The 24,453-nt window shown below is 71.3% G+C and carries 22 protein-coding genes; 12 read left to right on the top strand and 10 right to left on the bottom strand.

The annotated features are described in order from the left end of the window. Position 1: 1 nt before the first annotated feature. Positions 2-1,774 carry a biotin carboxylase N-terminal domain-containing protein gene (locus tag ABZ725_RS02535; protein WP_358800958.1) on the bottom strand — a complete coding sequence of 591 codons (1,773 nt, stop codon included), beginning with the start codon at positions 1,772-1,774 and terminating at the stop codon, positions 2-4. A 307-nt stretch (positions 1,775-2,081) separates the two neighbouring features. Between ABZ725_RS02535 and ABZ725_RS02540 the strand changes: the two genes are divergently transcribed. Next, complete coding sequence (locus ABZ725_RS02540; protein WP_358800959.1) at positions 2,082-2,612, top strand: hypothetical protein; 531 nt, start codon at positions 2,082-2,084, stop codon at positions 2,610-2,612. Here the strand turns inward: ABZ725_RS02540 and ABZ725_RS02545 are convergent. The 4 genes from ABZ725_RS02545 to ABZ725_RS02560 all read right to left on the bottom strand — a co-directional run bounded on the left by ABZ725_RS02545 (position 2,581) and on the right by ABZ725_RS02560 (position 5,313). Then, positions 2,581-3,213 carry a nucleoside triphosphate pyrophosphatase gene (locus ABZ725_RS02545; RefSeq protein WP_358800960.1) on the bottom strand — a complete coding sequence of 211 codons (633 nt, stop codon included), beginning with the start codon at positions 3,211-3,213 and terminating at the stop codon, positions 2,581-2,583. The two genes, ABZ725_RS02540 and ABZ725_RS02545, sit on opposite strands and share 32 nt — an antisense overlap. Positions 3,214-3,228: 15 nt before the next feature. Then, on the bottom strand, positions 3,229-3,357 hold the full coding sequence (locus ABZ725_RS02550) for a hypothetical protein (protein WP_351910196.1): 129 nt from the start codon (positions 3,355-3,357) through the stop codon (positions 3,229-3,231). Positions 3,358-3,480: 123 nt separating this feature from the next. After that, a complete protein-coding gene (locus tag ABZ725_RS02555; protein WP_358800961.1) occupies positions 3,481-3,690 on the bottom strand; it encodes an acyl-CoA carboxylase epsilon subunit in 210 nt (69 codons plus the stop codon). Between the two features lie 9 nt (positions 3,691-3,699). Beyond that, positions 3,700-5,313: an acyl-CoA carboxylase subunit beta gene (locus ABZ725_RS02560; protein WP_351910192.1), complete on the bottom strand. Its 1,614-nt coding sequence runs from the start codon at positions 5,311-5,313 to the stop codon at positions 3,700-3,702. A 110-nt stretch (positions 5,314-5,423) separates the two neighbouring features. On the opposite strand from ABZ725_RS02560, the gene ABZ725_RS02565 reads away from it, so the two are divergent. Beyond that, complete coding sequence (locus tag ABZ725_RS02565) at positions 5,424-6,290, top strand: biotin--[acetyl-CoA-carboxylase] ligase (protein WP_358800962.1); 867 nt, start codon at positions 5,424-5,426, stop codon at positions 6,288-6,290. Between the two features lie 182 nt (positions 6,291-6,472). Further along, positions 6,473-7,621 carry an adenylate/guanylate cyclase domain-containing protein gene (locus ABZ725_RS02570; RefSeq protein ID WP_358800963.1) on the top strand — a complete coding sequence of 383 codons (1,149 nt, stop codon included), beginning with the start codon at positions 6,473-6,475 and terminating at the stop codon, positions 7,619-7,621. On the opposite strand, the gene ABZ725_RS02575 is transcribed toward ABZ725_RS02570, so the two are convergent. After that, entirely contained in the window at positions 7,618-8,286 is a 669-nt protein-coding gene (locus ABZ725_RS02575) for a hypothetical protein (RefSeq protein WP_358800964.1), read from the bottom strand. The genes ABZ725_RS02570 and ABZ725_RS02575 overlap by 4 nt on opposite strands. 209 nt (positions 8,287-8,495) lie before the next feature. On the opposite strand from ABZ725_RS02575, the gene ABZ725_RS02580 reads away from it, so the two are divergent. The 3 genes from ABZ725_RS02580 to hutH all read left to right on the top strand — a co-directional run bounded on the left by ABZ725_RS02580 (position 8,496) and on the right by hutH (position 12,159). Continuing rightward, positions 8,496-9,308 (top strand): enoyl-CoA hydratase-related protein, encoded by an 813-nt coding sequence (locus tag ABZ725_RS02580; protein WP_358800965.1) that lies wholly within the window; start codon positions 8,496-8,498, stop codon positions 9,306-9,308. A gap of 90 nt (positions 9,309-9,398) precedes the next feature. Further along, entirely contained in the window at positions 9,399-10,544 is a 1,146-nt protein-coding gene (locus ABZ725_RS02585; protein ID WP_358800966.1) for a GGDEF domain-containing protein, read from the top strand. A 76-nt stretch (positions 10,545-10,620) separates the two neighbouring features. Beyond that, positions 10,621-12,159, top strand: a complete 1,539-nt coding sequence (gene hutH / locus ABZ725_RS02590; protein WP_358801361.1) for a histidine ammonia-lyase — start codon at positions 10,621-10,623, stop codon at positions 12,157-12,159. Positions 12,160-12,232: 73 nt separating this feature from the next. On the opposite strand, the gene ABZ725_RS02595 is transcribed toward hutH, so the two are convergent. Together ABZ725_RS02595 and ABZ725_RS02600 are read right to left on the bottom strand one after the other, a co-directional pair. Next, positions 12,233-13,021 (bottom strand): hypothetical protein, encoded by a 789-nt coding sequence (locus tag ABZ725_RS02595; protein ID WP_358800967.1) that lies wholly within the window; start codon positions 13,019-13,021, stop codon positions 12,233-12,235. A 42-nt stretch (positions 13,022-13,063) separates the two neighbouring features. After that, a complete protein-coding gene (locus tag ABZ725_RS02600; protein ID WP_358800968.1) occupies positions 13,064-13,435 on the bottom strand; it encodes an LPXTG cell wall anchor domain-containing protein in 372 nt (123 codons plus the stop codon). Between the two features lie 109 nt (positions 13,436-13,544). Here ABZ725_RS02600 and ABZ725_RS02605 point away from each other — a divergent pair, with 109 nt between their 5' ends. Together ABZ725_RS02605 and ABZ725_RS02610 are read left to right on the top strand one after the other, a co-directional pair. Then, entirely contained in the window at positions 13,545-13,904 is a 360-nt protein-coding gene (locus ABZ725_RS02605) for a hypothetical protein (protein ID WP_358800969.1), read from the top strand. A gap of 216 nt (positions 13,905-14,120) precedes the next feature. After that, the gene (locus tag ABZ725_RS02610; protein WP_358800970.1) at positions 14,121-15,383 is read left to right on the top strand and encodes an Ig-like domain-containing protein; all 1,263 of its coding nucleotides are present in this window, start codon (positions 14,121-14,123) and stop codon (positions 15,381-15,383) included. A 125-nt stretch (positions 15,384-15,508) separates the two neighbouring features. On the opposite strand, the gene ABZ725_RS02615 is transcribed toward ABZ725_RS02610, so the two are convergent. After that, a complete protein-coding gene (locus tag ABZ725_RS02615) occupies positions 15,509-16,600 on the bottom strand; it encodes a hypothetical protein (protein WP_358800971.1) in 1,092 nt (363 codons plus the stop codon). Positions 16,601-16,821: 221 nt separating this feature from the next. On the opposite strand from ABZ725_RS02615, the gene ABZ725_RS02620 reads away from it, so the two are divergent. The 4 genes from ABZ725_RS02620 (at position 16,822) to ABZ725_RS02635 (ending at position 23,361) form a co-directional block, all read left to right on the top strand. Beyond that, on the top strand, positions 16,822-18,303 hold the full coding sequence (locus ABZ725_RS02620) for an ABC transporter permease (RefSeq protein WP_358800972.1): 1,482 nt from the start codon (positions 16,822-16,824) through the stop codon (positions 18,301-18,303). Positions 18,304-18,342: 39 nt separating this feature from the next. After that, on the top strand, positions 18,343-19,029 hold the full coding sequence (locus tag ABZ725_RS02625; protein WP_358800973.1) for an ABC transporter ATP-binding protein: 687 nt from the start codon (positions 18,343-18,345) through the stop codon (positions 19,027-19,029). Positions 19,030-19,154: 125 nt separating this feature from the next. Then, positions 19,155-22,487 carry a S8 family peptidase gene (locus ABZ725_RS02630; protein ID WP_358800974.1) on the top strand — a complete coding sequence of 1,111 codons (3,333 nt, stop codon included), beginning with the start codon at positions 19,155-19,157 and terminating at the stop codon, positions 22,485-22,487. Between the two features lie 79 nt (positions 22,488-22,566). After that, positions 22,567-23,361 carry an antibiotic biosynthesis monooxygenase gene (locus tag ABZ725_RS02635; RefSeq protein ID WP_358800975.1) on the top strand — a complete coding sequence of 265 codons (795 nt, stop codon included), beginning with the start codon at positions 22,567-22,569 and terminating at the stop codon, positions 23,359-23,361. Between the two features lie 28 nt (positions 23,362-23,389). Here the strand turns inward: ABZ725_RS02635 and ABZ725_RS02640 are convergent, their stop codons facing one another. Further along, positions 23,390-24,295: a helix-turn-helix transcriptional regulator gene (locus tag ABZ725_RS02640; RefSeq protein ID WP_358800976.1), complete on the bottom strand. Its 906-nt coding sequence runs from the start codon at positions 24,293-24,295 to the stop codon at positions 23,390-23,392. Positions 24,296-24,453: the final 158 nt, after the last annotated feature.

The following is a 24,453-nucleotide window of genomic DNA, read 5'->3' on the forward strand; positions in this document are numbered from 1 at the left end:
GTCAGTCCTTGATCTCGCAGATTGTCGCGCCCGATGTGATGGACGCGCCGACCTCGGCCGCGAGGCCCTTGACGGTGCCGGAGCGGTGCGCGTTCAGCGGCTGCTCCATCTTCATCGCTTCGAGGACGACGATCAGGTCGCCTTCCTTGACCTCCTGGCCCTCCTCGACGGCGATCTTGACGATCGTGCCCTGCATCGGGGAGGCGAGGGTGTCGCCGGAGGCCATGGGGCCGGACTTCTTGGCCGCGCGGCGCTTGGGCTTGGCGCCCGCCGCGAGACCGGTGCGGGCCAGGGACATGCCGAGCGAGACCGGGAGGGAGACCTCCAGGCGCTTGCCGCCGACCTCGACGACGATCGTCTCGCGGTCGGTGTCGTCCTCGGCCTCGGCGTCCGTGGGGGCGGCGAAGACCGGGATTTCGTTGACGAACTCGGTCTCGATCCAGCGGGTGTGGACCGTGAACGGGTCCGCGGATCCGGTGAGTTCGGGGGCGAACGCCGGGTCGGCGACGACCGCGCGGTGGAAGGGGATGGCGGTGGCCATGCCCTCGACCTGGAACTCGGCCAGCGCGCGGGCGGCGCGCTGGAGCGCCTGCTGCCGGGTGGCGCCGGTGACGATCAGCTTGGCCAGCAGGGAGTCCCACGCGGGGCCGATGACCGACCCGGACTCGACACCCGCGTCAAGGCGGACGCCGGGACCGGTGGGCGGGGCGAACGTGGTGACAGTGCCGGGGGCGGGCAGGAAGCCGCGGCCCGGGTCCTCGCCGTTGATGCGGAACTCGATGGAGTGGCCGCGCAGGACCGGGTCGCCGTAGCCGAGGGCCTCGCCGTCGGCGATACGGAACATCTCGCGCACGAGGTCGATGCCGGCGACCTCCTCGGTGACCGGGTGCTCGACCTGGAGACGGGTGTTGACCTCCAGGAAGGAGATCGTGCCGTCCACGCCGACGAGGAACTCCACCGTGCCGGCGCCGACGTAGCCGGCCTCCTTCAGGATGGCCTTGGAGGAGGAGTACAGCTCGGCGACCTGGGCCTCGGAGAGGAACGGCGCCGGGGCCTCCTCGACCAGCTTCTGGTGGCGGCGCTGGAGGGAGCAGTCACGGGTGGAGACGACGACCACGTTGCCGTGGGAGTCGGCCAGGCACTGGGTCTCCACATGGCGAGGCTTGTCGAGGTAGCGCTCGACGAAGCACTCGCCGCGCCCGAACGCGGCCACGGCCTCGCGCACCGCGGACTCGTACAGCTCGGGGACCTCTTCGAGGGTGCGGGCGACCTTGAGGCCGCGGCCGCCGCCGCCGAAGGCGGCCTTGATCGCGATCGGCAGCCCGTGCTCCTCGGCGAAGGCGACGACCTCGTCGGCGCCGGAGACCGGGTCGGGGGTGCCGGCGACCAGCGGCGCACCGGCGCGCTGGGCGATGTGCCGGGCGGCGACCTTGTCGCCGAGGTCGCGGATGGCCTGCGGGGGCGGGCCGATCCAGATCAGGTCGGCGTCCAGGACGGCCTGGGCGAAGTCGGCGTTCTCCGAGAGGAAGCCGTAGCCGGGATGGACGGCGTCGGCGCCGGACTCCCGCGCCGCGTTCAGCACCTTCTCGATGTCGAGATAGCTGGTCGCCGGAGTGTCACCGCCCAGGGCGAACGCCTCGTCCGCCGCCCGGACGTGCAGAGCGTCCCGGTCGGGGTCGGCGTACACGGCCACGCTCGCGATACCGGCATCCCGGCATGCCCGGGCCACGCGGACAGCGATTTCGCCACGGTTGGCGATGAGCACCTTGCGCACGATTGAGGCTCCCTCCTTGAAACAAGCCGAGTTTAGGGACTGCCGACACGACTCATCGACCCGTCCCCAAAGGTGAGCTTGCCCACACGGAGCGTGATACCAGGCTCACTCGACACCGAAATCCCTTGTAGTACCGCCGTACGCAGCACTCCTGCGGGAAACCCTAGCCCTCTCATGTGGTCAAGGTCTCTGTGAGAGCGTGCTGCGGCCCACTCCGTTTCTTTGTGGAGTCCCTACGAATGGCCCAACGATTCTTTGCCGCCCGCAGAACCCTTGTCCCGCGGTTTACCCGTTAGTAGCGTTCAGGATGCTGACTCGAGCCAGGATCGAAAGTGGGTGGGGACCGGTGGTTCGCAGACCGGTGGCATGGATCGTGGCGGTCGTGCTCTTCGCCGAGGCGCTCGGCGTCGCCGCGCTGAACTGGTTCATGGGCATCGTGGTGGACCGGCAGGACATGTCCCTGGCGGGCATGGACCCGGGTGTGATGTCGACGTCCTCGAAGGTCGGCGGGATCGTCTTCGGCCTCTACTTCGCCCTGTGCGGCGTGGTCGCCCTGCTGGTGGCCCTGCGCGACCGCGCGCCCGCCGGGCTCGGCCGGGTCCTGCTGATCAGCGTGGCGGTGGTGCACGGGCTGCTGGGCGCCCTCGCGTGGGGGCTGCTGGGCGTGCCGCAGTTCGTGTTCATGGTGGTCGTGCTCACCCTGATCGTGCTGCTCCTGATGACCTACGACGCCCAGGCGCAGCCCGCCGCCCCCGCCCCGACCCCGGAACCCGAGGACGGCAGGGGCGACGGCGGCGGTTCGCCCGTCATCCCTCCGGCGGCGCCCACAACTCCGTGATGCCGACGCCCAGTTGCGCCAGCAGTCGGCGTACGAGGGGCAGGCTGATGCCGATGACGTTGCCGTGGTCGCCGTCGATGCCGTCGATGAACGGGGCCGAGCGGCCGTCCAGCGTGAACGCCCCCGCCACGTAGAGGGGTTCGCCCGAGGCGACGTACGCGGCGATCTCGTCGTCCGTCGGCTCGCCGAAGCGGACGACGGTGGAGGCGACGGCGGAGGTGTAACGCCCGCTGAGGGTGTCGTAGAGGCAGTGGCCGGTCTGGAGCGTCCCGGCCCGCCCGCGCATCGCCTTCCACCTCGCGGTGGCCTCCTCGGCGTCCGCGGGCTTGCCCAGCGCCTCGCCGTCCAGGTCGAGCACCGAGTCGCAGCCGATCACCAGGGCGCCCTTGACCTCCGGCTTCGCGGCCACGACGGAGGCCTTCGCCTCGGCGAGCGCGAGCGCCAGCTCGGCTGGGGTGGGGGCGGTGACGGCGTCCTCGTCGACCCCGCTCACGATCACCTCGGGGACGAGGCCCGCCTGCCGCAGCAGGTTCAGTCGGGCGGGGGACTGGGAGGCGAGGACGAGTCTGCGCATGGGCTCAGGGTAGTGCGGACGCCGCATACCCGACGTCGCCGCTCACCTGACGCCCAGCACGATCATCGCCACGACCATGGCCAACGCCAGGAAGAAGCCGAGCCGTCTCAGGGTCTCCTGCATGTCGCGGAGTTCCTTGGGGGGCTCGTTCTCGGGGTCGGACCACAGCATTCCACCAGCGTGGGGCTTGGGCCTTCGAGGGTGCCTGAGTAGGCGTACTCAAATTGGCACCCAGAGTTTCCCTTCTGTGCGCCCACGCGGCGGGCCGCATATATCGATGCAGCCCCGCGCCCCTCAGGCCGGCCAGTAGGTGCGGGTCCAGGATGCCTCGCCCGGGTGCGGGAGGCGTTGGCCTGCGATGCGTGCCGGGTCGGACCATGCGTCCCTCGGGGGTTCCGCGCCGGGCGGCGTGGCTGTCGCCGCCGCGGCGCGGGCTCGGACCACCGCCAGGGCGGCGGCGAGCTCCTCCGGGGTCGGGTTGCCCCGTACGACCTTGATCGTCACAACGGCTCCTTAGAGGGGGATGTTGCCGTGCTTCTTGGGGGGCAGGGACTCCCGCTTGGTGCGCAGCTGGCGCAGGCCGCGGACGATGTGCCGACGGGTGTCGGACGGCATGATCACCGAGTCGACGTAGCCGCGCTCGGCCGCGATGTAGGGGTTGAGGAGGGTGTCCTCGTACTCGCGGATCACGCGGGCGCGCACGGCCTCGAGGTCCTCGCCGTTCGCCGTCGCCTCGGCGATGGTGCGGCGGTGCAGGATGTTGACCGCGCCCTGGGCGCCCATGACGGCGATCTGGGCGGTCGGCCAGGCCAGGTTGAGGTCGGCGCCCAGGTGCTTGGAGCCCATGACGTCGTAGGCGCCGCCGAAGGCCTTGCGGGTGATCACCGTGATGAGCGGGACCGTGGCCTCGGCGTAGGCGTAGATGAGCTTGGCGCCGCGGCGGATGATGCCGTCGTGCTCCTGGTCGACGCCGGGCAGGAAGCCGGGGACGTCCACGAAGGTGAGGACGGGGATGTTGAAGGCGTCGCAGGTGCGCACGAAGCGGGCCGCCTTCTCGGAGGCCGTGATGTCCAGACAGCCGGCGAACTGCATCGGCTGGTTGGCGACGATGCCGACCGGGCGGCCCTCGACGCGGCCGTAGCCGGTGAGGATGTTCGGCGCGAACAGGGCCTGCGTCTCGAAGAACTCGGCGTCGTCCAGGACGTGCTCGATCACCGTGTGCATGTCGTAGGGCTGGTTGGCGCTGTCCGGGACGATCCGGTCCAGCTCCAGGTCCTCGTCGGTGACCGCGAGGTCCGCCTCCTCCGGGAACACCGGGGGCTCGGAGAGGTTGTTGGACGGCAGGTACGACAGCAGCTGCTTGACGTACTCGACGGCGTCCTTCTCGTCGCCGGCCATGTGGTGCGCCACGCCGGAGACGGAGTTGTGGGTGCGGGCGCCGCCGAGCTCCTCGAAGCCGACGTCCTCGCCGGTGACCGTCTTGATGACGTCCGGGCCGGTGATGAACATGTGCGAGGTCTGGTCGACCATCACCGTGAAGTCGGTGATCGCGGGGGAGTACACCGCGCCGCCCGCGCAGGGGCCGACGACCAGGCTGATCTGCGGGATGACGCCGCTCGCGTGGGTGTTGCGGCGGAAGATCTCGCCGTACGCGCCGAGCGAGGCCACGCCCTCCTGGATGCGGGCGCCGCCGGAGTCGTTGATGCCGATGACCGGGCAGCCGGTCTTCAGCGCGAAGTCCATGACCTTGACGATCTTCTGGCCGTAGACCTCGCCGAGCGCGCCGCCGAAGACCGTGAAGTCCTGGGAGAACACGGCGACCGGACGGCCGTCGACGGTGCCGTAGCCGGTGACGACGCCGTCGCCGTAGGGGCGGTTGTGCTCCAGGCCGAAGTTGGTGGAGCGGTGCCGGGCGAACTCGTCCAACTCGACGAAGGAGCCCTCGTCGAGGAGGAGGTCGATGCGCTCACGGGCCGTCAACTTGCCCTTGGCGTGCTGTTTCTCGACGGCGCGTTCCGAACCGGCGTGCGTCGCTTCCTCGATGCGGCGCTGGAGATCCGCGAGCTTGCCCGCGGTCGTGTGGATGTCGATCCCTGGGATCTCGTGGCGCTCTTCCGGCTCGGACATCGGGATTCGGCTCCCTGCCTGCTCAAAAGGGGGGACGGTTACTCATCCGTAGAGTAGTGGGGGCCCTACCGATCGGCAGTGCGGCGTTGAACACACCTAGGGTGGCTTGCATGACACCGCGAGATGCAGCAGACGCAGGCGGCAGCCGGTGGTCCGATCTGGACCGTCCGCCCCTCAACGCCCCGACCCTGCGCCGGGCGCTGGTGCGGGAGGGCGGGCTGTGGTCACAGGTGGACGTGGTGCAGCGGACCGGGTCCACCAACTCCGACCTGGTGGCGGCGGCGAGCGCGGGCAAGGCGGGCGAGGGCGCGGTCCTCGTCGCCGAGGAACAGACCGCGGGCCGCGGCCGCCTGGACCGGCAGTGGACGGCGCCGCCGCGCTCCGGGCTGTTCTTCTCCGTCCTGCTCACCCCGAGCGAGGTGCCGGTCGCCCGCTGGGGCTGGCTGCCGCTGCTCACCGGGGTCGCCGTGGCGACGGGACTGTCCCGGGCGGCGGGCGTCGACACGGCACTCAAGTGGCCCAACGACCTCCTGGTGACCGTCGGGGGCGAGGAACGCAAGGCCGGCGGCATCCTCGCGGAGCGGGCCGGGGAGGACGCGGTGGTCGTCGGCGTCGGCGTCAACGTCTCGCTGCGCGCGGACGAACTCCCGGTGCCGCAGGCGGGTTCGCTCGCCCTGGCCGGCGCGGTGACCACGGACCGCGACCCGCTGCTGCGCGGCGTCCTGCGGTCGCTGGAGGACTGGTACGGGCGCTGGCGGACCGCCGGCGGCGACCCCGTGGCGAGCGGTCTGCAGGAGACGTACGCGGCCGGGTGCGCCACGCTGGGACGAACGGTACGGGCCGAGCTGCCGGGGAATCGGTCCCTGGTGGGAGAGGCGGTGGCGGTGGACGGCGACGGCAGACTCGTGATCGCGACGGAGGAAGGCGTGCAGGAGCCGGTGGGCGCGGGTGACATCGTGCATCTGCGGCCGGTCTGAGGCCTGCATACGGCCTGCATGAGGGCGCGTCTTTTCCGCATTTTCCCCGGTCGGCCCTCGTCTGACAGGAACGCCGGGCAACATGTTCCCGGCCGGCACCGAACGGAGTGAGCTGGCGCACACCTGCCGTAGAGTTGAGGCCGGTCGATACCTGACCGCGGAAGATCGGAAGGGCAGCAGGCGTGACCGTCGACGACACGGGCTCCGGCGCGGGCGCGGACGGCCGGGTAAACCTGCCGGCCGCTGAACCCGGCGAATCGGGCGACCCCGGAGAGGACCCGCATCCTCTCGCGCTGCGCCTCGAACAGCTCATCCTCGGCGCCGAGCGGCGTTATACCCCTTTTCAGGCCGCCCGCAGCGCCGGCGTCTCCATGGAGCTGGCCTCGCGGTTCTGGCGGGCCATGGGCTTCGCCGACATCGGACAGGCCAAGGCGCTCACCGAGGCCGACGTGCTCGCCCTGCGGCGGCTGGCCGGTCTCGTCGAGGCGGGCCTGCTGAGCGAGGCGATGGCCGTGCAGGTGGCGCGGTCCACCGGGCAGACCACCGCCCGACTGGCCGAATGGCAGATCGACTCCTTCCTGGAGGGCCTGACCGAGCCGCCCGAGCCGGGCATGACCCGCACCGAGGTCACGTACCCGATCGTCGAGCTGCTCCTGCCCGAGCTGGAGGAGTTCCTCGTCTACGTCTGGCGCCGCCAGCTCGCCGCGTCCGCCGGGCGGGTCGTGCAGGCCGCGGACGACGAGGAGATGGTCGACCGTCGGCTCGCCGTCTGCTTCGCCGATCTCGTCGGCTTCACCCGGCTGACCCGGCGGATGGAGGAGGAGGAACTCGGCGAGCTGGTCGAGGCCTTCGAGACCACCTCCGCCGACCTGGTCGCGGCCCGCGGCGGACGGCTGATCAAGACCCTCGGCGACGAGGTGCTGTACGCCGCCGACGACGCGGGCACCGCCGCCGACATCGCGCTGCTGCTCGTCGAGACGATGAGCAACGACGAGACGATGCCCGAGCTGCGCGTCGGCATGGCCTTCGGCACGGTCACCACACGGATGGGCGATGTCTTCGGCACGACCGTCAACCTGGCCTCGCGGCTGACGTCGATAGCTCCCCGGGACGCCGTCCTCGTCGACAGCGCCTTCGCCGAGGAGCTGATCCGCACCGGCGACGCCCCGGCCTCCGAGGCGGAGGCCGCGGAGGAGGCGGCCGCCGCCGAGAAGGAGGGCGAGGAGCCGCCCACGTACCGCTTCGCACTGCAGCCGATGTGGCAACGCCCGGTGCGCGGCCTGGGAGTGGTCGAACCCTGGCTCCTCACCCGCCGCCACACCGTGGACTAGCGAGAGACCAGCGGGTCCACGCAGAGGCCGATGATCGGGACGCAGACGGCCGGTCGGCGTGGGGCCTCGGGGTTCTCCGGCTGGGGTGCGGGCGCCGGGGCGGCGGTGGTCGGGGCCGGCTGTGGGGGCTGCGGAGCCGTCGTCGCCGTGGGGGCGGGCGGCGGGGCGTGCGGTGCGGGAGTCGCTGCGGGGGCGGCCGGGGCGTAGGTGGCGCCCGGGGTGAGGGCGACGGACGTCGGGGAGCCGGGGGTGCCCGGGAGGAGACCGGGCCCGGGCGTCGGGCCGACGCTCGCCCCGCCCATGGCGCTGGGCGCGGTGGGAGCGGCCGCGACGATGTCCTCCTTGTCGGCCGAGCGGTCGGCGCCGCTGTCCGCCTCCGTGTCCGGGTCGGTGCCGATGTCGTCCGCCGTGCTCGCCACCGGGTCGGGCTGCGGTTCGGCCTCGACCGTGCCGAGACCGCCGGCGCCGCCCGAACCGGGGGTCATCCGGACGAAGCTCAGCACCCCGGCCGCCAGCGCGAGGCCGCCCGCGGCGAAGAGCACCTTGCGGGGGCGGGGGCGGCGATGCCGGCCCCGGGCGCGCGGGGCCCACGGCCGGTCGGCCTCCACCGGTCCCGCCACGTCCTGAGCTGCCGTGTCGTCGCGCCCGGTCCGGGTGCTCGTCATCGTTTCCCTTCCCGATGCGGTCGCGCCCCCGATGCGCCGGGGCGGACGCACGTTATGCGCTCCTGTGAGCGGTGCGGGGTGAGTTGGGCGGGATGTCACTCGAACGGGTGGGCGGGGCTGTTTCCGGGGACCGGTTCGCTCTTTCGCTCGCGCGCCCCGGCTGGGATGATCGGACGGGAGTTGTTAACCGTCGTTAACCGGAGGGTGTCGTGAGCGGAGTCGGCGAAGAGCGGTTCGGGGAGTTCGTGCTGGTGCGGCGGCACGGGGGCGGTGGGCACGTCGCGGAGCTGGCCCTGGACCGGCCGAAGGCCATGAACGCCGTCTCCACCGACATGGCCCGGTCGATCGCCGGGGCGTGCGCGGCGCTGGGCGAGGACCGGGACGTCCGGGTGGTCGTGCTGACCTCGACGCACGAGCGGGCGTTCTGCGTCGGCGCCGACCTGAAGGAGCGGAACTCCTTCAGCGACGCCGAACTGCTGCGGCAGCGGCCGCTCGCGCGCGGGGCGTACACCGGGGTGCTGGAGCTGGCGGTGCCCACGGTCGCGGCGGTGCACGGGTTCGCGCTGGGCGGCGGGTTCGAGCTGGCGCTGGCCTGCGATCTGATCGTGGCGGACGGCACGGCGGTGGTGGGGCTGCCCGAGGTGTCGGTGGGCGTGATCCCGGGCGGCGGCGGGACGCAGCTGCTGCCGCGCCGGGTGGGGGCGGCCCGGGCGGCCGAGCTGATCTTCACGGCGCGCCGGGTGGAGGCGGCCGAGGCGCGGGAGCTGGGGCTGGTGGACGTCCTGGTGGAGGAGGGGCGGGACCGGGCGGAGGCGCTGGCGCTGGCCGCGCGGATCGGCGGCAACTCGCCGGTGGGGCTGCGGGCGGCCAAGCGGGCGCTGCGGCTGGGGCAGGGCCTCGACCTGCGGGCCGGGCTCGAGGTCGAGGACGCCGCGTGGCGCTCGGTGGCCTTCTCGGGGGACCGCGCGGAGGGGGTGGCCGCGTTCAACGAGAAGCGGAAGCCGCAGTGGCCGGGGGAGTGAGCCGTGGGTGAGCCGTGTTCGGAGCGTCACCCGTCACTCTAAGTGGCCCTTCGTGTCCCCTTTTGGGCTGAATGTCCCTAGCCTGGGGATATGGGTGAGGACAGACGCCTGGTGGCCGTGGTGGCGCTCGCGCAGGGGATGGCGGCCGCGCACACCCCCCGCGAGTCGTGGCGCGCGGCCGCGCTCGGCGCCTGCCGTGCGCTGGCCGGGAGCTTTGCCGCGCTCTCGGTGTGGGAGCGCGACCTCGGGCGGCTGCGCGTCCTGGTGAACGTGGGGGACCGGGCCGCCGACGAGGACGAGTTCCCGGAGGCCGAGGCCTATCCCGTGCACCAGTTCCCCGAGATCACCGAGTTCCTGCACGAGCGCTGGGCGTCCGGCGGCGAGCCCAACGCCTGGGTGGAGACCGCCCACGGGCCCGCCGCCGGGCGTCCCGGCTACTGCCATCAGCGGGTCGCCGCGCTGCGCCGCCGGGGCCGCGGCTCCTGTGTGGTCGCGCCGATCGTGCTGCACGGCCGGGCCTGGGGCGAGCTGTATGTCGCGCGCTCGGCCGGCACGCCCGTCTTCGACCGGGCCGACGCCGACTTCGCCACCGTCCTCGCCGCCGTCGTCGCCGCCGGGCTCGCCCAGACCGAGCGGCTGGAGGAGGCCCGTCGGCTCGCCTTCACCGACGCCCTCACCGGCCTGGCCAACCGCCGGGCCGTCGACGTACGGCTGGAGGAGGCGGTGGAGCGGCACCGTGCGGAGGGGGTCGTCGTCAGCCTCGTCGTGTGCGACCTCAACGGGCTGAAGCGGGTCAACGACACCCGCGGGCACGCCGTCGGGGACCGGCTCCTGGAGCGGTTCGGGTCGGTGCTGTCGCTGTGCGGGGCCATGCTGCCCGGCGCGCTGGCCGCGCGGCTCGGCGGGGACGAGTTCTGCCTGCTGGCCGTCGGACCGTCCGCCGACGACGTCGTCAAGGTCGCCGACGACCTCTGCCGCCGGGCCGGGGAGCTGGAGCTCGGTGAGGGCGTCGCCTGCGGGGTCGCCTCCACCGAGGACCCCATCGGCCCCGTGCGCTCCGCCCGCCGGCTGTTCCGGCTGGCCGACGCCGCCCAGTACCGGGCCAAGGCCGTACGGGCCGCCCGGCCGGTGGTCGCCGGGCGGCAGGGCCCCGACGACCCCGTCGTACGCCTCGCCGACGAGCCCCCCGGCGAGCGGGCGACCGGCGAGCGGAGACGGTTCCGGGGGCGGCCGTGACCAATTCGGTAAGGGGCGAACAGGCACCCCACTCGTGACATCCCTGTCTTCACTGCGTACGCTCCTGAATATGGATATGCACACTGTGGTGGTGGGGACGTCCGGGGTGACCGCGTCCGACGTGCTCGCGGTGGCGCGCGACGGCGCCCGGATCGAGCTCTCCCAAGAGGCGGTCGCGGCCCTCGCCGCGGCCCGCCAGATCGTGGACGCGCTGGCGGCCAAGCCCGAGCCCGTCTACGGCGTCTCCACCGGTTTCGGCGCGCTCGCCACCCGGCACATCAGCCAGGAACTCCGCACCCAGCTGCAGCGCAACATCGTCCGCTCGCACGCCGCCGGCATGGGCCCGCGGGTGGAGCGGGAGGTCGTCCGCGCGCTGATGTTCCTGCGGCTGAAGACCGTCTGCTCCGGGCACACCGGTGTGCGGCCCGAGGTCGCGCAGACCATGGCCGACATCCTGAACGCCGGCATCACCCCGGTCGTCCACGAGTACGGCTCCCTCGGCTGCTCCGGCGACCTGGCCCCGCTCTCGCACTGCGCCCTCACGCTGATGGGCGAAGGGGACGCGGAGGGCCCGGACGGCGTCGTACGGCCCGCCGGCGAGCTGCTGGCCGCCCACGGCATCGCCCCCGTCGAACTGCGCGAGAAGGAGGGCCTGGCGCTCCTCAACGGCACCGACGGCATGCTCGGCATGCTGGTCATGGCCCTCGCCGACCTGGAGATGCTCTACAAGTCCGCCGACGTCACGGCTGCGCTCAGCCTGGAGGCGCTGCTGGGCACCGACAAGGTCCTCGCCCCCGAGCTGCACGCCATCCGCCCGCACCCGGGGCAGGGCGCCTCTGCCGCCAACATGCTGGCCGTGCTGGCGGGTTCGGAGCTCACCGGCCACCACCAGGACGACGCACCCCGCGTCCAGGACGCCTACTCGGTGCGCTGCGCCCCGCAGGTCGCCGGTGCCGGCCGCGACACCATGGCCCACGCCCGGCTCGTCGCCGAACGGGAGTTGGCCTCCGCGGTCGACAACCCGGTGGTGCTGCCCGACGGGCGCGTCGAGTCCAACGGCAACTTCCACGGCGCCCCGGTCGCCTACGTGCTGGACTTCCTCGCGATCGCCGTCGCCGACCTCGCCTCCATCGCCGAGCGCCGCACCGACCGGCTGCTCGACAAGAACCGCAGCCACGGCCTCCCGCCGTTCCTCGCGGACGACGCCGGCGTCGACTCCGGGCTGATGATCGCCCAGTACACGCAGGCCGCGCTGGTCAGCGAGCTGAAGCGGCTGGCCGTACCGGCGTCCGCCGACTCGATCCCGTCGTCCGCCATGCAGGAGGACCATGTGTCGATGGGCTGGTCCGCGGCCCGCAAGCTGCGCACCGCGATCGACAACCTGACGCGCGTCATCGCCGTCGAGCTGTACGCGGCCACGCGCGGCGTGGAGCTGCGCGAGGGGCTGACGCCGGCGCCGGCGACCCGCGCGGTCATCGCGGCCGTGCGCAAGGCGGGCGTCCAGGGCCCCGGCCCGGACCGGTTCCTCGCGCCCGATCTCGCGGCGGCGGACACGTTCGTCCGCGAGGGGCGGCTGGTGGAGGCCGTGGAGACGGTCACCGGGCCGCTGCGGTAGCGCGCCGACAGCAGTGGGGCCCTGCCGTAGGGATCTACGGCAGGGCCCGGTGTCTGTGTGCCCGTCGCGCGGGTTACTTGAGCTTCGCGACCTGCGCGGTGATGAGGGCCGCCGGGATGTCGCCCATGTCGCCGCCCTTCTCGAACGCGGCGAAGTTCACCGTGTAGAAGGTGGCGAGGGTGTTGCCCTTGCGCACCACCTCGGAGTGGAAGGTGGCCGTGCCCGCGCCGTCCATGTCGACGTCCTCGGTGAACGCGAGCGACTCGTCGCCCGTCCCGGAGGCCTTCTCCGCGGCGACCTTGACGACCTTCGTGTTCTCACTGTCGGCCGAGAGGCCGTAGCCCGCGGCGCAGGCGGTGATGCCGTCGGAGACGGCCTTCATGGCCTGCGCGGCGCCGTCGCCCTCGTAGGAGGACAGGCCCACGAACGTCAGGTCGATGTCGAAGGCGGCCTCGAGGTCCTCGGGCACCGCGGTGGCCGTCGACGCCTTGTCCTCGCTGACGCTGTTGCTCGCGTTCGCGGTCGTGTCGCCCGGGGGGAGCGCGGCGGTGGCCCAGGCGAGCGGGTCGCAGGCCGGCTTGTCGGTCTTCACCTGGGTCTTGGACTTCGGGAGCGTGTCGTCCCCCGAGTCGACCTTGAAGCCCTTCGCCTCGCCCTGGGCGAGCAGCAGCTTCTCCAGTTCGGCGGAGGTGAGCGCCTTCGCGGCCGGGTCCGACGAGGAGGTGGACGCGGACGCCGACGCGGAGGTCTTGGCGTCCACGGAGTCCTTCGATCCCTCGTCCGAGCAGCCGGTGAGGAGGGAGAGCGACAGTGCGCCTATCGCGGCAGTGGCGCACAGCCGCGCCCCCGAGGTTCTCTTCATGAGCGAACTATGAAGAGCCTGTCAAAGAAGAGTCAAATCAATTTAAAAACCCAGACGTTCACGACGAATGGAATAAACCACGAAGCCGGCGCCCAGGGCGAGAAGCGTGGTCCCGCCGACGACGTAGGGGGTCGTGTCGAAGCTTCCGGTGTCGGCGAGCCGGGTGCCGTCGTCGCTCGTCGTCCGGGCCGCCTGCTCGGCCGTCGCATCGGTCGTCGTGTCGGTCGACGTCGTGCGCGTCGTCGTCTCGGTCGTGGTGGTCGACGCGGTCCGTGCCTGGGTCGTGACCCGCGTCGTGGGCTCCGTTCTGGCCGGTGTGTCCTGGGACGCGTTGGCGGACGGGACGAACCACAGGGCACCCAGCAGGGTCCCCGCGGCGGTGGCGGTCAGCAACGGACGGCGAGCGGATGACACGGAATATCTATCCCCTTGTGGCGCTGGCGAATTGGCCGTGTGGCCCGATGCTAATGAAAGGCGCGGGTCGCGGGAAAGTTGCGGGAGCTGTGAGCCGTACGCTCCGGCCATGAGCACTGAAGAGACATCACGTTTTGTGCGGGTTCGAGTGGAAATTCTTGTCGAAGTTCATGACGAGGACGCCGTGACGAAGGCGGCGCTGCGCCGGCTCGCCGAGGACGCGGAGGTCGCGGACGACGAACGCGCGCATGCCGAGAGCGCTGTGACGGAAGACACTGCGGAGGCTCTCGCCTATCTCGTCGACCCGTTCGACCTGATCGGAGAGGTGCCCGGGGTGGAACTCCAGCAGGCCTCCTGGTCCAGTGAACGCGTCGACTACGACCCGGATTCGCCGGAGTGGGACCTCGACGACGATGATGTCGACGAGGATGAAGAGGCGGACGGCGACGACGCGCGCGGCATCGGCTGAGCGTCTTGGGGAATTCGTGACCCCGGACGGCAACCGCCGCCCGGGGTTTCGTCGTCTCAGCAGACGCACGAACCGACACCCGCACCATCCGATACCTGCACCATGAACGCCGCGAACGTGGCGTGCCCCACACCTTCGGAAAATGTGGAACGGGACGAAGCGGTCGTAGCGTTGAAGATTCTTAACGGGGATCTCGGGGTTTTGTTAACGGCAACGATGGAGAAGCGTGTGATGACGGACAGTAGGCGGCGTCGGGGTCTCATGACCGCGTCCGCACTGCTCGGCGGTGTTCTGGTGCTCTCTGCGTGTTCCGGCGGTGACGGCGACGCCTCGGACGGCGGGGGCAGCTCCTCGCAGGCCAAGGCCGACGAGGCGGCGGCCAAGAAGTCATCCGAGGCCCAGATCAAGATCACACCTGCGGACGGCTCGGACAACGCCTCCATCAACAACTCGGCGGCCGTCACGGTGAGCAAGGGCACGCTCACCCAGGTGACGATGACCACCGGCGAGGGCACCGCCGTCGAGGGGACTCTCTCCGCCGACAAGACCAGCTGGAAGCCGAACGGCCAGCTGGAGCGCTCGACCACCTACAAGGTGGCGGCCAGCGCGAAGGACTCGGCCGGCCTCGAGGCCCATGAGAACGCCTCCTTCACCACGGTCTCCCCGGACAACAGCTTCATAGGCAACTTCACGCCTGAGGACGGCTCGACCGTCGGCGTGGGCATGCCCGTGTCGATCAACTTCAACAAGGCGATCACCGACAAGGCCGCCGTCCAGAAGGGCGTCACGGTCACCTCCACCAGTGGCCAGGAGGTCGTCTGCCACTGGTTCTCCACCCAGCGCATGGACTGCCGTCCGGACGACTACTGGAAGGAGAACTCCACCGTCACGCTGAAGCTCGCGCTCGACGGAGTGGAGGGCGCCTCCGGTGTCTTCGGCGTCCAGCAGAAGACCGTCACCTTCAAGATCGGCCGCAACCAGGTCTCCTACGTCGACGCGAAGACCAAGCAGATGAAGGTCACGCACAACGGCGCCACCATCAAGACCATCCCGATCTCCGCCGGCTCGCCCGACAACAAGACGTACGAGGGCAAGATGGTGATGTCGGAGATGTTCAAGGAGACGCGCATGAACGGCGCGACCGTGGGCTTCACCGACGACGACGGCAAGGGCGAGTACGACATCAAGGACGTGCCGCACGCCATCCGCCTCACCAACTCCGGCACCTTCGTGCACGGCAACTACTGGGGCGCGAAGTCCGTCTTCGGCTCGGTGAACACCAGCCACGGCTGTGTGGGCCTGTCCGACACCAAGGGCGCCAACGACACGGGCACCGCGGGCTACTGGTTCTACTCGCACTCGATGGTCGGCGATGTCGTGGTCGTCTCCAACACCGGCGACAAGACGGTGTCGCCGGACAACGGCCTCAACGGCTGGAACATGGACTGGGCGCAGTGGAAGGCGGGTTCGGCCGTCTGAGGCCCGACCCTCCCTGAGTTCAACAGTTCAACCTGAGTTCAACAGTTCAACGGTGAGGTGAAGGCGGTCGCCCGCGAGGCGGCCGCCTTCCGCATGTGACGCCCTGACGCCCCGCACGGGCCCCCTCAGTCGCTGCTCCGGTGCGGCGGCCGGGACCGCCGCTTGCGGGTCCGCCCTTCGGCGCCGTTCCCCGGTTCGCGTCCGGGGGCCCTGACGTCCTCCAGCAGGGACTGGCCCTGCCGGTCGACGGCACGGGTCACGGGTTCCTGCAGAATGCCGAAGGCGATGGACCACGCGACGATCTGAGTGGACGTGTCGAGAGCGGTGAGCCCCGGGAAGAACCGGCCGCTGAGCAGGATGATCCCGATGACGGCGCTGAGCGCCCCGACGGGCAGCCGCAGCAGGAGCAGTCCGGTGGCCACCCGGTAGGGACCGGCGGTCCCCCGGACCTCGCGCAGGGAGATCGCTCCGGCGACCGCGGCGCCGAGCATTCCGCAGAACTCGATGAACCAGACGCCCTGCCAGGACGGTCCGTCCCCGAGTGGGCAGACGGTGGGTTCGGCGTTCGGGTTGTCGGCGTTCATCGGGAAGCAGAAGCGCTGTCCGACGTCATGCGAATCCGTCAGCGCCCACAGGGCGAAGCCGACGGCTATCAGGGCCATGACGACGGTCGCCGCCGACATGATGGCGATGAAGCTGCGTACCTTGGCCCGGTCTCGTTCCTCGGCCTGGTAGGCGCCGTGCAGGGTCTGCGCGAGCAACTCCCGTTCGGTCTCGGCGACTTGGGTGTCGCGCGGGCGGGAGTACAACTGCTCCAGTCGCTGCAGGCGCACGTCCTTCGGATCGAGATGCAGACGCGCCTGGACGAGGACGGGCAGGAGTCTCCCGCTGAGCGCGGCTTCCGGGACGAGGCGCACGATCACGACCTCGGCCTCGTGGATGTTCGCCAGCGCCCGGTCCGTGGCCCGGCCCGAGAAGCGATGCCAGAACCTCCTTCTGACCAGCGCTTCCCGGGCCGCCCGGAGATGGGCCTCGGCCTTCTTGACGTACCACGTGTCGAGTCCGTCGCCGGCGGCGGCGTGCCGCTTCAGCCGGTTGAGCTGCCCTTGCAGATCGGCGACATGAGCCGTGGTTCGCTGTGCCCAGGACGAGTTCTGGTGGACGGCGATGTCGCCGTCGCCGTCCAGACTGTTGGGGACTGGAGCTCTGGCTGCCATCGATCGCTCCCGGCGCCGGCAGAACACCCCTGCCCCCATTGTCGATCCGGTGCGCGGATCGAGCAACCGTACGGGTCCGGGGGGGCGCGGGCCCGTGGGCTCTGTCGGCGCCCCCTGCTGACAGGTGCGTGCGGGCTGATTCCTGGCTCTCGGACAGCCTTCTCATGCTTCTCTTATTTGCGCCTTATCCAGTCATCACGCGCCGTACCTAGCTTTCGGCCATGTTCTTCACCTACCTGAGGCGCGAGCTGCGCCGCCGCAGAAAAGCGGCCCTCGTCGTCGCCTCCGGCCTCGCGCTGGGCATCGCGCTGGTCATCGTGGTCACCTCCGTGTCCTCCGGCATGGGGAAGGCTCAGGACAAGGTCCTGGAGTCCCTTTACGGCCTGGGTACGGACATGACGGTCACCAAGGCCGCCACGCCCACCGCGAACGCCTCGGACCGTCCGCGCTTCCAGTTCGACGCGCAGGACCAGGACTCCGACGCGGAGCAGAGCACCGACCGCGTCATGGTGCAGGGCTTCCAGACCCTGTCGACGGCGACCGTCACCAAGGTCGGCAAGCAGAGCGGCGTCTCGGACGCGGTCGGCGGGCTGAGCCTGCAAGTCCTCAAGGTCAGCGGCCAGTTCACCCGCGGCCAGTTCCAGCAGCAGGACGGCAGCGGCACCACCGGCGGCGGCAACGGCGGCCAGCAGGGCGGCGGCAACGGCGGCGGTGGCGGCCAGCCGCAGGGTGAGGTGCAGGGCGGCGGCGCCAACTTCGACGTCAACAGCTACTCCGTCTACGGCACCGACGTCACCCAGCCCGCGCTCGGCCCGCTGACCTCCTCGACGATCACCGGCGGCCGTACCTTCAAGACCTCGGAGGCCAACGGCAAGGTCGCCGTCCTCGACTCGGCGTACGCCAAGGAGAAGTCCCTCAAGGTCGGCTCCACGCTCACCATCAGCAGCACCAAGTTCTCGGTGATCGGCATCGCCACGGCCGACAGCGGCGACGCCGCCGCCAACGTCTACATCCCGCTGACCCAGGCTCAGACCCTCAGCGACTCGAAGGACAAGGTCACCACGATCTACGTCCAGGCGACCGACTCCAAGAAGATCGACAGCGTCAAGTCGACGATCCAGAAGAACGTCTCGGGTACGACGGTGACGACCTCCGCCGACCTCGCGGACACCGTCTCCGGCTCCCTCTCCACGGCCTCCTCGCTCGCCTCCAACGTCGGCAAGTGGCTGTCCATCGCGGTGCTGCTCGCCGCGTTCCTGGTCGCCGGTCTGCTCACCTCCTCGGCGGTCTCCCGCCGGGTCCGTGAGTTCGGCACGCTGAAGGCGCTGGGCTGGAAGTCCGGTCGGGTCACCCGGCAGGTCGTCGGCGAGGCCATGGTCAACGGTCTGCTGGGCGGCGCCCTGGGCATCGGGCTGGGCCTGGCGGGCGCGTACGCGGTGACCGCCGTCAGCCCCACGCTGCAGGCCCAGTTGGGTGGCGGTGGCGGTGGCGGCGGCCAGGGCGGGGGCGGCGGCTTCGGCGGCGGTCCCGGTCGCCAGGCGGCGGCCAAGACCCTCGACGTCGCGCTGACCGCTCCGGTGAGCGTCACGACGGTGGCCGTCGCGGTGGGTCTCGCCGTGGCCGGCGGCCTGATCGCGGGGGCGTTCGGCGGCTGGCGGGCGTCGAGGCTGCGTCCGGCGGACGCGCTGCGCCGCGTCGAGTAGCAGCCAACCCACCTACGAGCTCCAGGAGTTGTTGTCCCCATGTACGAACTCAGAGGCGTCACCAAGCGCTACACCCGGGGCAAGGACACGGTCCACGCCCTCGACGGCGTCGACCTGACCATCCCGGACGGCGACCGGCTCGTCATCCAGGGTCCCACCGGCGGCGGCAAGTCCACGCTGCTCCAGATGATCGGCGCGCTCGACCGGCCCAGCGAGGGCGAGATCGTCCTGGACGGCGTCGACCTGGCGAAGCTCTCCGAGGCCAGGCTGACGAAGGTGCGCAGCGAGAACATCGGCTTCGTCTTCCAGTCCTTCAACCTCATCCCGACGCTCAACGCGCAGGAGAACGTCGAGACGGCCCTCGTGCCGCTCGGCGTGAAGGTCAGGGAACGCCGCGAACGGGCCGCCGAGGCGCTGAAGTCCGTGGGCCTGGGAGAGCGGCTCGGACACCTGCCGTCCGAGATGTCCGGCGGCCAGCAGCAGCGCGTCGCGATCGCCCGCGCGCTGGTGAAGCAGCCGAAGGTGCTGCTCGCCGACGAGCCCACCGGCAACCTCGACGAGGGCATGCGCGACGAGATCATGGACGTGCTGCACACCATGTGGAAGGAGCACGGGCTGACCTTCATCATGGTCACCCACGACTCCTCGATCGCGAAGAAGGCCCCTCGCGTGGCGACGATCCGCAAGGGCAAGATCACGGTGAAGGAGAACGCCGCTTCATCCTGACGCGGTAACCCTCCTGACGCGGTAACCCTCCTGACGTGGTAACCCTCAGGTTTGACGTACTTCTGGCGTATTGAGGCGTCCGATGACCCCCCGTCATACTTCTGTATGTTCCGGGGGGTTTGCGCATGAAGCGTGTCTTGAAGCATGTCCGGTTGTCGGTCGTCTTCGTAGTGCTGTCGGTCGCGGGTTCGGTCGGCCCGGTCGCAGCTCGGTCCACAACAGAGGTCGGTACCAGAGAGGTCGAGCGGCAGCACCTCACCCTCATCACCGGCGACCGCGTCACGGTGGACGGCGCAGGGCGGGTCGTCGGTCTGTCGCGGGCGCCGGGGCGGTCCCACATCCCCGTGCAGATCCGCAGGTGGGCCGGGCACACCCTCGTCGTCCCGGCGGACGCCGCCTTCCTGGTCGCGGCGGGCAAGCTGGACCGCCGACTGTTCGACACCACCGAGCTGGCCAGGTCGTCCGGGAACGGCACGGCGGCGAACGGCACGGCGCTGAAGGTCATCGTCGGCTACCAGGGCGCCGCCACGGCCGCCAAGGCCGACGTCCGGGACGCGGGCACCCTGCGCCGCACCCTCAAGTCCCTGAACGCGGACGCCGTGCAGACCCCGCAGCAGGACACCCCCGAGCTGTGGGACGCGGTGACCGAAGGCGACGAAGCGGCCGCCGGCGTCGCGCACGTGTGGCTCGACGGGGTGCGCAGGGCGAGCCTCGACAGGTCGGTCCCGCAGATCGGCGCCCCCAAGGCGTGGGCGGCCGGCTACGACGGGAAGGGCGTGCGGATAGCGGTGCTGGACACCGGCATCGACACCGCGCACCCCGACCTGAAGGACCAGGTGATCGCGGAGCGGAACTTCTCCGCCGCCGCCGACGCGCGGGACCGCTTCGGCCACGGCACGCACGTCGCGTCGACCGCGGCCGGCACCGGCGCGAAGTCCGCCGGCAAGTACAGGGGCGTCGCCCCGGGAGCCAAGCTCCTCAACGCCAAGGTGCTGGACGACGAGGGGATGGGCGAGGACTCCTCGATCATCGCCGGCATGGACTGGGCGGCCGAGCAGGGCGCCGACATCGTCAACCTCAGCCTCGGCGGCCCGGACACCCCGGGAGTCGACCCGATGGAGGCGGAGGTGAACAAGCTGTCCACCGAGAAGGGCATCCTCTTCACCATCGCGGCGGGCAACTCCGGTCCGGAGACGGTAGGTTCGCCCGGCACCGCCGACGCGGCCCTGACGGTCGGCGCGGTCGACGGCAAGGACCGGCTCGCGGAGTTCTCCAGCACCGGCCCGCGCGTCGGCGACGGCGCGATCAAGCCCGATGTCACCGCGCCCGGCGTGGACATCACGGCCGCCTCCGCGCACGGCAGCTTCCTCGCGCAGGAGGCGGGCGAGAAACCGGCGGGCTACCTCACCCTGTCCGGTACGTCGATGGCGACCCCGCATGTGGCGGGCGCGGCGGCGATCCTGAAGCAGCAGCACCCGGACTGGACGTACGCGGAGCTGAAGGGCGCGCTCGTCGGCTCGGCCAAGGCCGGCAGCGGCGGCAGTGGCAGTGGCAGCGGCGGCAAGTCCACGCCGTTCGAGCAGGGTTCGGGCCGGATCCGTGTCGACCAGGCGATCCGGCAGACGGTCGTCGCCGACCCGGTGTCGCTGAGCTTCGGCGTCCAGCCGTGGCCGCACCCGGACGACCGGCCGCTGACGAAGCAGCTGACGTACCGCAACCTGGGGCCGAAGGCCGTCACCCTGAAGCTGACGGTCACCGCGACCGACCCCAAGGGCCGCCCGGCGCCCACAGGCTTCTACAAGCCGGCCGCGAGGACGGTGACGGTCCCGGCGGCCGGAACGGCGACGGTGGGCGTGACCGTCGACACCCGGCTGGGCGGGACGCTGGACGGCGCGTACTCGGCTTATGTGACGGCGACGGGCGGCGGCCGGTCCGTCCGAACGGCCGCCGCCGTGCAGCGCGAGGTGCAGTCGTACGACGTGACGCTGAAGCACATCGGCCGCGACGGCGGCCCCGCACCCGGCTACGACACGGCCCTGCTCGGCTACACGGGCCTGGCGACGGACCGCGTGTACCAGGCCCCGGCGGCGGCCTCCGGCACGACGACCCTGCGCCTGCCCAAGGGCACGTACCTGCTGGACGCGTGGATCGCCGCCGACCTGGTCGACTTCGAGGGAGGCGTGGACTGGCTGGTCCAGCCGAAGCTGAACGTCACCCGGGACACGACGGTGACGATCGACGCGAGGCGGACGAAGGCGGCCGACATCACGGTCCCGGACCCGTCGGCGAAGCCGCTCTCGGCCACGATCTCCTACCTCCACGACCCGGCGGGCGTCGGCGTCGGCCTGAGCCTGGGCTCCTTCGCCGACCTGCGCATGGCCCACCTGGGCCCGCGGACGACCGGGCTGACGCAGACCTGGAGCGGCCAGTGGGCGAAGGGCGCGACGGCGGAGTACGACGTGGCGACGACGGCGAAGGCGCCCACCGTCCAGGGCGCGAAGGTCCGTCACTTCAAGGCGGCCGAACTGGCGAGGACGCAGAACACCCTGGGCGCGTCGGCGCCCGGCAGGACGGGCGGCCTCACGGTCTGGGGCAGTTTCCCCGAGGACCTGGTCCTGGGCCTGCCGGTGGCCCAGCCGCTGCCGGGCACCCGCACGCTGTATCTGTCCACCTCCGACCGGATCCGGTGGAGCGTCGACTTCGAGCAGTACGGCGACGCGAAGGACGAGGACGGCCTGCCGATCGCCGAGGTGTACTACACACAGGGCGACCCAAGGGCGTTGAAGCCGGGCCGCAGCTACCGGAACACCTTCAACAGGGCGGTGATCGGCCCCCACCTGGAGACCGACTACGGCCTGTTCCGCGAGGCCGACACCCTCTACGGCTTCCTCCCCCTGTTCGCCGACTCGTCCGGTCATGTGGGCTCGTCCGCGTTCACGGAGGCGGAGACCACCCTCTACCGCAACGGCGCAAAGCTCGGCACGAACAAGGACCCCCTGTTCGGGGACGAGTCGTTCAAGGTGCCGGCGGGAGACGCGCGCTACACCCTGACGACGTCGGTGCGCCGAAGCGCGGCGGTGGCGACGGCGACGAGCTCGGTGACGGCGAGCTGGACCTTCCGCTCGAAGCGCCCGACGGGCGACGAGGTGGCCGTCCTCCCCGCCTCGACGGTCCGCTTCGGCGCGGTGACGGGCCCGGACAGCCGTGTCGAGGCGGGCCGCAAGGCCTTGGTGCCGATCACGGTGGAGGGCGCGGCCAGGGGCACGAACCTGCGCTCCCTGGCGGTGTGGGTGTCGTACGACCACGGCACGACCTGGCTGAAGACCCCGGTGATCGCCGGCCGCATCACGGTGCTGAACCCGGCGGCCGGCCAGTCGATCTCCTTCCGCGCGGAGGTCGCCGACCGGAAGGGGAACACGGGGTCGGTGGCGGTGTACGACGCGTACTACGGCAGGTAGGCGACCGGTTCGCTGAGCGCTGAGCGAACGCCCGCCGGAAGGGAAGCCTCCGGCGGGCGGTTCGTGCTTGCGTGGCCCCATGACGGGATCTGAGACCACATCCACCCCATCCGCCACGGTCGAGTACATCCGCTATCGCATCCCTGAGGAGAGGTCGGCGGAGTTCCTCGCCGCGTACACCCGGGCCGCGAGTCGCCTCGCGGCCTCGCCGACTTGCGTCGACTACGAACTCGCCCGCTGCGAAGAGGACTTCGAACACTTCATCCTGCGGATCACCTGGACCTCGACCGAGGACCACCTCAAGGGCTTCCGGACCTCGGAGCTGTTCCCGGCCTTCCTCGCGGAGATCCGCCCGTACATCGGGGACATCGACGAGATGCGCCACTACAAGGCCACGTCGGTGCGCGGGACGGGCTCCGCCGTGCCCACGCTGTACGAATGGGCGGGCGGCGCGGAGGCCTTCGCCCGGCTGACGGAGGCCTTCTACGCGAAGGTGCTTCAGGACGACCTCCTCGCGCCGGTCTTCGCCGGTCTCGCACCCGAGCACGCCGAGCACGTCGCCCTCTGGCTCGCGGAGGTCTTCGGCGGACCGGACGGCTATTCGGCGACCCAGGGCGGCCACGGTCACATGGTCGCCAAGCACTTCGGCCGGGACATCACCGAGCCGCAGCGCCGCCGCTGGGTGAACCTGATCCAGGACGCCGCCGACGAGGCCGGTCTGCCGACCGACGCCGAGTTCCGGTCCGCGTTCCTCGCCTACGTGGAGTGGGGCACCCGGCTCGCCGTCCACTTCTCCGGCCCCGAGGCCAAGCCCCCGGCCGAGCAGCCGGTGCCGAAGTGGGGGTGGGGCGCGGCCCCGCCGTACCAGGGCTAGCCCCGGGGGCGGCGGCGCGGGGACCCGGTCAGGCGGACGGGGTCTGGGACTCCGCGCCCGCCCGCCGCGCGTCCGCGCCCCAGCTGGCCAGCAGCCGCAACGCCTCCGCCGAGGGCGAGCCCGGCTCCGCGTGGTACGTCACCAACGACTGGTCGCCGTCGTCCGCCAGCCTGAACCCCTCGAAGTTCAGGGAGAGCTCGCCGACCAGCGGATGCCTCAGGCGCTTCACCCCATGGCTCTTCTCCTTGACGTCATGGGTCGCCCACAGCCGTCGGAAGTCCTCGCTCTTCACCGACAGCTCGCCCACCAGCGCCGAAAGCCGTGGGTCGTCCGGATAACAGCCGGCGTCCATGCGCAGGTGGCACACGATGTCGATCGCCTTCTGCTCCCAGTCCACGAAGAGGTCCCGGTAGTCGGGGCGCAGGAACACCAGCCGCGCCCAGGTGCGCTCCGCCGGCGGCAGCTCCGCCCAGTCGCCGAAGACCGCCGCCGCCATCCGGTTCCACGCCAGGATCTCCGAACGCCGCCCGACCACGTACGCGGGCACCGAGTCCATCGTGTCCAGCAGCTGCCGCAGCGCCGGCCGCACCTGCTGGGGCCGGGCCGTCTGCTTCTTCTTGTGCTTCGGCTTCGCCAGGTGGGTGAGATGCGCATGCTCGGCGTCCGTCAGCCGCAGCGCGCGGGCGATCGAGTCCAGCACCTCCGCCGAGACGTTCCGCCCGTTGCCCTGCTCCAGGCGCGTGTAGTACGCCACCGACACCCCGGCGAGCTGCGCCAGCTCCTCGCGCCGCAGCCCCGGCACCCTGCGGTGCCGTCCGAAGTCGGGCAGGCCCACGTCCTCGGGCTTCAGCCGGGCCCGCCGGGTGCGCAGGAACTCGCTGAGCTCGGCGCGCCGGTCCAGGGAGGCGCCGGCGCGTTCGGGGCGTTCGTCCATGCCGTCCAGTATTCCCGGTCGTACGTACAGCAGCCTGACCCCGCCAGTGGTAGGCACAGCGGACGTACGCAAAGGTGTGACCTGGGTGAATCCTCTGCGGTCCGGCAGGCTGGGCGCCGTACCCGGCCCGAAGGCAGGCCGGGACGCCCCCCCCGCAA

It is taken from the genome of Streptomyces sp. NPDC006872 (genome assembly GCF_040635845.1).
Classification (GTDB): Bacteria; Actinomycetota; Actinomycetes; order Streptomycetales; family Streptomycetaceae; genus Streptomyces.

What these genes read in the sequence shown, in the direction of transcription:
- ABZ725_RS02595 (WP_358800967.1), bottom strand. Translation starts at nt 13,021, where the DNA reads ATGAAGAGAACCTCGGGGGCGCGGCTGTGCGCCACTGCCGCGATAGGC.
- ABZ725_RS02550 (WP_351910196.1), bottom strand. Translation starts at nt 3,357, where the DNA reads ATGCTGTGGTCCGACCCCGAGAACGAGCCCCCCAAGGAACTCCGCGAC.
- ABZ725_RS02545 (WP_358800960.1), bottom strand. Translation starts at nt 3,213, where the DNA reads ATGCGGCGTCCGCACTACCCTGAGCCCATGCGCAGACTCGTCCTCGCC.
- ABZ725_RS02620 (WP_358800972.1), top strand. Translation starts at nt 16,822, where the DNA reads ATGTTCTTCACCTACCTGAGGCGCGAGCTGCGCCGCCGCAGAAAAGCG.
- ABZ725_RS02610 (WP_358800970.1), top strand. Translation starts at nt 14,121, where the DNA reads ATGGAGAAGCGTGTGATGACGGACAGTAGGCGGCGTCGGGGTCTCATG.
- ABZ725_RS02585 (WP_358800966.1), top strand. Translation starts at nt 9,399, where the DNA reads ATGGGTGAGGACAGACGCCTGGTGGCCGTGGTGGCGCTCGCGCAGGGG.
- ABZ725_RS02615 (WP_358800971.1), bottom strand. Translation starts at nt 16,600, where the DNA reads ATGGCAGCCAGAGCTCCAGTCCCCAACAGTCTGGACGGCGACGGCGAC.
- ABZ725_RS02565 (WP_358800962.1), top strand. Translation starts at nt 5,424, where the DNA reads ATGACACCGCGAGATGCAGCAGACGCAGGCGGCAGCCGGTGGTCCGAT.
- ABZ725_RS02605 (WP_358800969.1), top strand. Translation starts at nt 13,545, where the DNA reads ATGAGCACTGAAGAGACATCACGTTTTGTGCGGGTTCGAGTGGAAATT.
- ABZ725_RS02640 (WP_358800976.1), bottom strand. Translation starts at nt 24,295, where the DNA reads ATGGACGAACGCCCCGAACGCGCCGGCGCCTCCCTGGACCGGCGCGCC.
- ABZ725_RS02575 (WP_358800964.1), bottom strand. Translation starts at nt 8,286, where the DNA reads ATGACGAGCACCCGGACCGGGCGCGACGACACGGCAGCTCAGGACGTG.
- ABZ725_RS02635 (WP_358800975.1), top strand. Translation starts at nt 22,567, where the DNA reads ATGACGGGATCTGAGACCACATCCACCCCATCCGCCACGGTCGAGTAC.
- ABZ725_RS02560 (WP_351910192.1), bottom strand. Translation starts at nt 5,313, where the DNA reads ATGTCCGAGCCGGAAGAGCGCCACGAGATCCCAGGGATCGACATCCAC.
- ABZ725_RS02630 (WP_358800974.1), top strand. Translation starts at nt 19,155, where the DNA reads ATGAAGCGTGTCTTGAAGCATGTCCGGTTGTCGGTCGTCTTCGTAGTG.
- ABZ725_RS02625 (WP_358800973.1), top strand. Translation starts at nt 18,343, where the DNA reads ATGTACGAACTCAGAGGCGTCACCAAGCGCTACACCCGGGGCAAGGAC.
- hutH (WP_358801361.1), top strand. Translation starts at nt 10,621, where the DNA reads ATGCACACTGTGGTGGTGGGGACGTCCGGGGTGACCGCGTCCGACGTG.
- ABZ725_RS02540 (WP_358800959.1), top strand. Translation starts at nt 2,082, where the DNA reads ATGCTGACTCGAGCCAGGATCGAAAGTGGGTGGGGACCGGTGGTTCGC.